Consider the following 7,200-nt stretch of genomic DNA (forward strand, 5'->3'; position numbering starts at 1 on the left):
CGTCGCCATGCGGCGGGGCGAAGTGCTGCCAAGAGGCTCGTGCGGGTTCGGGCGCGGGTCTGCCGTTGAGCCAGGCGCCGATGCGGACGAGGTTGACCGCGGCACCGGTGAGCTGGTGCTGGAAGCTCGTCTTCCGCAGCCCGCGGTAGCGCGATCGCTGCAGGCCGCAGGCCTGTACTGCTCGCCTGTCCGACCCGGTCCAGGCGGTGACGGCCGTCCCGGGGAGCCCGCACGGGCTCCCCGGGACGGCCGGGCACGGTCGGGCACTCGCCGCCGTCGCCCTTGTGGTGACCGTCGGTACTGGGGACCCCCGCGCCGCACAGTGAGTTCGTGTTCATGCCGGAGCTGGTGGTGCACGGCTCGACGGCTTCCAAACCCAGGGCGCGCCACTTCGCCGCCTGAGCCCGACACGAAGCCGCCCGCGATCTCCCCGGACGGCCGACCAGGCAGGTCACCGACCTCTGAACAGGGCCAGTTCAAGCATCAAAACCGGTCAGCCGGGTCCGTTCCTCCCACGCGGTGACGTCCTCGCGGACCTGGTCGAGGTGGGCCAGGACCGCGCTTACCCCGTCCTCGCCGAGCGGCAGCCGCAGGGGGGTACGCTCGGCCCCCAGCGCGGCCAGGATGAGGGCAGCCGCCTTCGCGGGATCACCGGGCTGGGTGCCGTGCCCGCCGGCGACCAGGCCGCGGGTCTCGGCGACCTTGACGTACGCCCCGGTGTCGGAGCTGGCCCCGGCCCGTTCGCCCTCGAACAACGAGGTCCGGAAGGCCCCGGGCTCGACGACCAGCACCTTGATGCCGTACTCCCGCACCTCGTCCGCGAGCGCCTCGGACAGGCCCTCCAGGGCGAACTTGGTCGCGCTGTAGGCGCCGAAGCCCGCGAAGGACATCTGCCCGCCCATGCTGCTCATCTGCACGATCGCACCGCAGCGTCGCCCCCGCATGTGTGGCAGCACCGCCCGCACCAGGGCGGCCGGACCGAAGAAGTGCAGGTCGAACAGGCCGCGCAGCTCGTCGTCGGTCGTCTCCTCGACAGCGCCGACGTGGGTGCGCCCCGCGTTGTTGACCAGCACGTCGATCCGCCCGTGCCGGGTAACGACATCCCGCACGGCCTCCTCGATCGAGGCCGGTTCGGTGACGTCGAGACGCAGCGCCTCCACCTGGTCGGGGTGGGCGGCCACCAGGTCCTCCAGGGCCTGTGGACGCCGGGCCGCGCCGACCACCACATCGCCGTCGGCCACGGCCGCCTCGGTGATCGCCCGCCCGAACCCGCTGCTCGCCCCGGTCACCAGCCACACTTTGTTCATCAGCACTCCCCGCACCGTCGTCGTCTCCGTGTCGGACACGAACAAGACTGCTGCGACATGCCGTTGCCAGTCCAAGACCCTTGGTGATAACCATCGGACATGGTGAAGGACGTCCACGCCCGGGACCTGCGCTACTTCGTCGCGGTCGCCGAGGAGCTGCACTTCACGCGCGCCGCGGAGCGGCTGTACGTCTCACAGCCCGCGCTGAGCAAGCAGATCCGGGCGCTGGAGCGGCAGCTGGGAGTGGACCTGTTCCGGCGCGACCAGCACCGCGTCGCGCTCACGGCTGCCGGTGAGGCGCTGTTGCCGCATGCCCGCCAGGTGCTGGCCGCCTGGGACGCGGGGGCGGCGGCCGTGGAGGCGGCCGAGGCGGCCCAGCGCAGTACGCTCGTGGTGGGCATGAGCACGAGCCCGGGGCGGGGCGGGCTGCTGCCGGCCGTCCGTTCCCGGTTCACCGCCGAGCATCCCCAGGTCACGGTCCGGCTGCGCCAGATGAGCTGGGACGATCCGACGGCCGGCCTGGCGGACTGGACGGCTGACGTCGCCTTCGTCTGGCTGCCGCTGCCCGACGAGGAACGCTACGGCTGGACGGTGGTCGCCGAGGAACCCCGGTTGGTGGCCCTGCCCGAGTCGCATCCGCTCGCCGCCCACACCGAGGTCGATTTCGCCGCCCTTCGGGACGAGCCGTTCCTTGCCCTCCCCAAGAGCGCGGGCCGGCTGCGGGACCACTGGCTCGCCCTGGACGCCCGCGCCGGCCGCCCACCGCGGATCGGCGCGGAGATATCCGGCGCCGAGGAGACGTACGAGGCCCTGGTCGCGGGCCTCGGCATCTGCTTGGTGGCCGAGGGCAACGCGCCCCTGATCACCCTGGGCGGAGTCACCACCCGCCCCGTCCGCGGCCTGCGACCCAGTTGTTACGCGCTGGCCTGGCGGAGACAGGACCGGCACCGGCCACTGGTACGGGCGTATGCGCAAGCGTGCCGGGAGAGTGCCCCGAGGGGCGTGAGGAACCGCGCGGCCCGCCACGATGAGGAAGCAGTCGCCGGACGGCAGAACGCGGCATCTTGAACCGAAACTCAGGTGCTGCCGCGTGGTCAGCTTGATGGTGGAGCGGTCTATGCCGGGGCATCGAACGGCTGGGTGAAGCGCTTCGTCGTCACGCCAGGCGCCCGCCGGGATTGCGCTGTCGGCCGAGGCGCTGGCGTGTACGAGCCGGTCGAGAACGCTCGTACGCGCAAGCACGTTCAACTTCTCCCTCTTCGAAGGCAGGCCGCAGGGACTGCGGCCCGATGATTGAGTACCACCTGAGGTGATGCGGCGCAGGAGGCCTCCGCCGAGTGCGCTGCGCTCAGCGAACGCCGTGGCGGCGTTTCACCTGCTCCCAGACGTCGGTGTCGCACGGCCCGGCGAGCCGCCGGAACGCCTCGTAGGGCAGTTCGCGCAGCAGGGCCGGCTCAAGCCAGCTGTCCTGTACGGCGGTCGGGTCCCAGGAGGCCACGGGCATCCGGACATAGCCGGGGCGGCCGCTCTTGTCCGCACTGGTGACCTTGAGCACCTGGGCGTGATGGCGGAAGGTGCGCACTACCAGACATGGCCTGTCCTTCGAGCCGGTGCCGTCGTCGAAAGGAAGCTCGGCGAACCAGACGTGGCCCGGCGCGGGAGGACGTCCGCGGAACATGCCGGGATCCGGTGGTACCGACTCCGGACCTCGGCGCGGCGTGGACGCGGGCCCACGTGGCTGACGTACGGATCCGTAACCCGTGCCCCTTCGCGGCGGGCGCACCGGACCCCATCCGGTGCCCCTGCGTGGCGGTGCCGCAGCGGGGCGGGGCAGGGCGCGGATCCAGGTGCCGAGGAGCAATCCCGTGACCAGCAGCGACACGCCGGCACCGGTCAGTGCGCTGGAAATGAGGTCGGCGCCGGTCGCCGCCGTGAGGAGAGCGCCGCCCAGGCACTCGGCCACCACCAGGCATGCCTGGATGCGCACCGAGCTGCCCTTCCCCGCTCGTACCGGCGCGGGCCTCGTGGCCCCGGGCCTGACCGGTTCGGTGGGTTGCGGAGTACGAGAGCGGGCGCGGGCGTAGGCGATGACCAGCGCGATCAGCAGGACGCCGACCAGGTCCAGCACATCGGAGAACCCGTAGTCGCCGTCGTCCTGGTAGCCCTTGTCGTAGCCAAGGACGAACAGGGCCATCGCGGTCAGGCTGGTGAGGGGAAGCCACGCGCCGAGCAGGGCGACAACCAGGACGGCGTACGCCGCGCTGCCGTGCCGCCCGATGGTCTCCCGCACAGACACCTCCCCCCGCCTGGCGCCGACAGTACTGCCCTGACCTGCGGCCGGGGAAACCCGCATACACAAGGGAGCAGTTGACGGGGGCACACCTGCCTGCGGCGGACTCGCCGCGAAGGCAACAAGTGGCACAGGACGCTGCCCGGGGCGAAGTTCGGCGTGACGCCGGCCAGCGCCACTTCGGCGACCATGCCCTGAATCGATCGGGCCACAGCATGGCAGGCGGTTTCAAGGGCCACTACGTCCACCTGAGGCAACGCGGCATCGCCGTGCCCTCAGAATCCGGTGGCTCCTGGCGCGACGCGGATCAACGCACGACTCAACTCTCATTCCGTCCGTCAGGCCCTCTGAGGGTGCCACTCGACCGAGCCGAGTGATCACGCGCCGATTCTGCCACCCATCGGGGTCCTCCTCGAGGGCCGTCTCAGTCATGAGAGTGGGGAGTACTGCCTGGGCAGAGGCGTTGATCTCCTCTTCGGCTGACTGTCGCAAGCGGTCCCCTGGCGGATACGACCTGCGGTTGCGGGACATCTTTTAGCAGGCGCCCGGGTCCTCCCGGACACCCACGTGCCGGTGGTTCCCGGCTTGTCGCCCGTGACCTCACCATTTGGCGCGCCAGTTGTGGCCGCCGTAGGACACGGTGTCGCCGCCGTCGTAGACCCGGGCCGGGGCCCAGGTCCCAGGCCGGCGCGGTGCAGGTACTCCCGCCGCCGGTGCCGCCGCCACCACCGTTGCCCCCGCCGTCGGTGCCTCCGATGTCGACGTCGACGCAGGAGTCGAACGCGTTGGCGGTGTCGGCGATGTTCCAGACGGCGGACACCTTCTGGCGGCACGTGAAGCCACCGAAGCTCACCTGCCGGCTGACGTCCGCGGCAGGCTGCCGGTTGTGGCTGTCGGACTCGGCGACCTTCTGGCCATTGATGAAGTACTGCCAGTTCGTGGTGGCGTGCCGGGCCGTGTCGTGCCAGGTCAACGTCGCCGTCGTGCCGACCGGAGTGACCTTCCAGCCCCTGCTGTCGTCGTCGAGTTCGGCGTACTCCGCGTGTCCGCCGCTGCAGCTCTGCAGCCCCTTCGGTCCCTCGACGCTCCAGGGGTCGTACTTGACCTGACCACAGGCGACGACGCCCTTGGCGCACCGTTTTAGACGACTCGTGAGCAGCGTCACTCATCCGTGGGCCAAAAACCTTACGCCCCGTCAGGCCAAGGGCCCTCGCAATGGGGAGCCGCCCCGCGCCGGAAGTTCGAGCGTGGTCCAGTCCGCCGCGGGGTGCCCTGGTCAGGGGCGGGGCGTCGGGCGGCCGCGGATTGGTCTAGTCCCTTTTTGGTCCAGACCATTGACCCGGCATTCCGGCGAGCGCTATCCCAGTAGTCGGCAACTCCCTGTCCCCACAGGGACATCGGCCACCCCTTCCACACACCGGGACTGACATGAGACTCGTGCGCTCCTTCCGCGCAGCCCTCACCGCGGCCGCCACCCTGGCGGCCGCGACGGGCCTCGCCCTCACGGGAACCGGCACCGCCCAGGCCGCGACGCCCCTGCCGAACCACGTCTTCGCCCCCTACTTCGAGGCGTGGACCGGCGAGAGCCCCGCCGCCCTGTCCGCCCAGTCGGGCGCCAAGCACCTGACGATGGCGTTCCTGCAGACCGCCTCGAAGGGCTCCTGCACGCCGTATTGGAACGGCGACACGAGCATGCCGGTCGCCGCCTCGACGTTCGGTGCCGACATCAAGACGATCCAGAACAACGGCGGCGACGTCATCCCCTCGTTCGGGGGGTACACAGCCGACACCACCGGCACCGAGATCGCCGACAGCTGCACCGACGTACAGCAGATCGCCGCCGCGTACGAGAAGGTCATCACGACCTACGACATCTCGCGGCTCGACATGGACATCGAGGTCGACTCGCTCGACAACACCGCCGCCATCGACCGCCGCAACAAGGCCATCAAGCTGGTCGAGGACTGGGCCGCGGCGAACGGGCGCAAGGTGGAGATCTCCTACACCCTGCCGACCACCACGCACGGCCTCGGGGACACCGGCGAGGCGCTGCTGCGCAACGCGGTCGCCAACGGCACCCGGGTCGACGTCGTCAACCTGATGACGTTCGACTACTACGACAACCAGGCCCACGACATGGCGAAGGACACCCAGACCGCCGCCCAAGGCCTGTACGACCTGCTCGCGCAGCTGTACCCGGGCAAGACCTCGACCCAGCTGTGGAACATGGTCGGCGTCACGGAAATGCCGGGCGTCGACGACTTCGGCAAGGCGGAGACCTTCACCCTGGACAACGCCCGCACCGTGTACGACTGGGCGGTCGCCAAGGGCATCAACACCCTGTCCTTCTGGGCGCTGCAGCGGGACAACGGCAGCTGCGCGGGTGGTGCCGCCGCCGACAACTGCTCCGGCATCCAGCAGAACACGTGGGACTTCACGCACATCTTCGCGCCGTTCACCGGTGGCGGTTCCACCACGCCATCGAACGACTTCTCCGTCGCGCTCAGTCCGTCCTCCGGCTCCGTGACGGCCGGCCAGTCCGCTACGGCCACCGTGAAGACCGCCGTGACCACGGGGAACGCCCAGAGCGTGAAGCTGACCGTCAGCGGGGCCCCGGCGGGCGTGACCGCCTCCCTCAGCCCGACGTCGGTCACCGCGGGCGGCACCTCCACCCTCACCCTGGCCACCACCTCGGCTGCGGCCTCCGGTACCTACACCGTGACCGTGACCGGCGCGGGCACCTCGGGCAGCCACTCGGCCACCTATTCCCTGACCATCACCGGCGGCTCCGGCAACCAGTGCACCGCCGCGCCTTGGGCCAAGGACAAGGTGTACACCGGCGGCCAGCAGGTCTCGTACAAGGGCCACAACTGGAAGGCCAAGTGGTGGACCACGGGCGAGGAACCCGGCACCACCGGTGAGTGGGGCGTCTGGCAGGACCTCGGTCCCTGCTGATCCGCCCGCCTGACACAGCCCGAGGGCCGCGAACTCAAGGCGGCCCCCGGGCACTGTCCGGCGTACCGACGGGGTTCGTCAGCAGCACCAGCCGACGGACGGGACCGCCCTCCCGTCACGGCACGACGATCAGTTGACGATCTTGGCGCGAAGGTATGGGCAGCGCAAGGCGAGCGAGCACGGATCGACGCCGCCGACCTCGCCCACATCGGACGGTTACGGGTGCTGCTGGTCGTCGTACTCGTCCTGGCAGTCCTCGCCGCGTTCTTCCGGGCCCGCTGGACAGTGATCGCACCACCTGCTGGTTGCTCTCTTTTGTCGTTCTACTGGCTGTGTCTTCTTGGGTGTGTGCACGTCGTGGCGGGGTGCGGGACGGGTGTTCTTTCGGCCCGCTGGTCGCCCGGGGCCGGGGCGGGTGGGTTTTGGTGCTCCGGCCGGGCAGGCGGTCTGTGGGCGGATGTGCCGGAAGTCGCGGCGGACGCGGGAGGAGGTCCAGCCGAGGGTCTGCTTGAACAGGCGGAAGGTGTGCTCGATGTCGAAGCGCCGCAGGTATGCCTGCCAGAGACGGTCGGCGTCCGCCGCGGTGGCGTCGGTGCCTGACCACCACAGCCAGACCGGCTTCGGTGTCGCTCCGCTGGGCAGGTGGCT

Annotated in this window: 4 protein-coding genes and 4 pseudogenes; 3 read left to right on the forward strand and 5 right to left on the reverse strand. The window is 70.4% G+C overall.

Annotated elements, in window-relative coordinates; genetic code table 11:
- Positions 1 to 11 precede the first annotated feature (11 nt).
- Positions 12 to 196: pseudogene (locus tag AB0947_RS40570) on the reverse strand (IS5/IS1182 family transposase); the annotation flags it as partial.
- Positions 197 to 476: 280 nt separating this feature from the next.
- Positions 477 to 1,307, reverse strand: coding sequence for an oxidoreductase (locus AB0947_RS40575; protein WP_366755403.1), 831 nt, complete (start codon positions 1,305 to 1,307; stop codon positions 477 to 479).
- 99 nt (positions 1,308 to 1,406) lie between these two features.
- Here AB0947_RS40575 and AB0947_RS40580 point away from each other — a divergent pair, with 99 nt between their 5' ends.
- A complete protein-coding gene (locus tag AB0947_RS40580; RefSeq protein WP_366755404.1) occupies positions 1,407 to 2,375 on the forward strand; it encodes a LysR substrate-binding domain-containing protein in 969 nt (322 codons plus the stop codon).
- A 280-nt stretch (positions 2,376 to 2,655) separates the two neighbouring features.
- Here AB0947_RS40580 and AB0947_RS40585 read toward each other — a convergent pair whose 3' ends face one another.
- Both AB0947_RS40585 and AB0947_RS40590 read right to left on the reverse strand, forming a co-directional pair.
- Positions 2,656 to 3,597 (reverse strand): type II toxin-antitoxin system PemK/MazF family toxin, encoded by a 942-nt coding sequence (locus AB0947_RS40585; RefSeq protein ID WP_366755405.1) that lies wholly within the window; start codon positions 3,595 to 3,597, stop codon positions 2,656 to 2,658.
- Between the two features lie 603 nt (positions 3,598 to 4,200).
- A pseudogene (locus AB0947_RS40590) lies at positions 4,201 to 4,762 on the reverse strand (lytic polysaccharide monooxygenase); the annotation flags it as partial.
- Between the two features lie 263 nt (positions 4,763 to 5,025).
- On the opposite strand from AB0947_RS40590, the gene AB0947_RS40595 reads away from it, so the two are divergent.
- Entirely contained in the window at positions 5,026 to 6,552 is a 1,527-nt protein-coding gene (locus tag AB0947_RS40595) for a chitinase (protein ID WP_366755406.1), read from the forward strand.
- A 183-nt stretch (positions 6,553 to 6,735) separates the two neighbouring features.
- A pseudogene (locus tag AB0947_RS40600) lies at positions 6,736 to 6,786 on the forward strand (hypothetical protein); the annotation flags it as partial.
- Here AB0947_RS40600 and AB0947_RS40605 read toward each other — a convergent pair.
- Positions 6,769 to 7,200: pseudogene (locus AB0947_RS40605) on the reverse strand (hypothetical protein); the annotation flags it as partial. The pseudogenes AB0947_RS40600 and AB0947_RS40605 sit on opposite strands and share 18 nt — an antisense overlap.

Origin of the sequence: Streptomyces sp. NPDC047841 (assembly GCF_040704085.1) — a bacterium.
Lineage (GTDB): Bacteria > Actinomycetota > Actinomycetes > Streptomycetales > Streptomycetaceae > Streptomyces > Streptomyces argyrophylli.

What these genes read in the sequence shown, in the direction of transcription:
- AB0947_RS40575 (WP_366755403.1), bottom strand. Translation starts at nt 1,307, where the DNA reads ATGAACAAAGTGTGGCTGGTGACCGGGGCGAGCAGCGGGTTCGGGCGG.
- AB0947_RS40580 (WP_366755404.1), top strand. Translation starts at nt 1,407, where the DNA reads ATGGTGAAGGACGTCCACGCCCGGGACCTGCGCTACTTCGTCGCGGTC.
- AB0947_RS40595 (WP_366755406.1), top strand. Translation starts at nt 5,026, where the DNA reads ATGAGACTCGTGCGCTCCTTCCGCGCAGCCCTCACCGCGGCCGCCACC.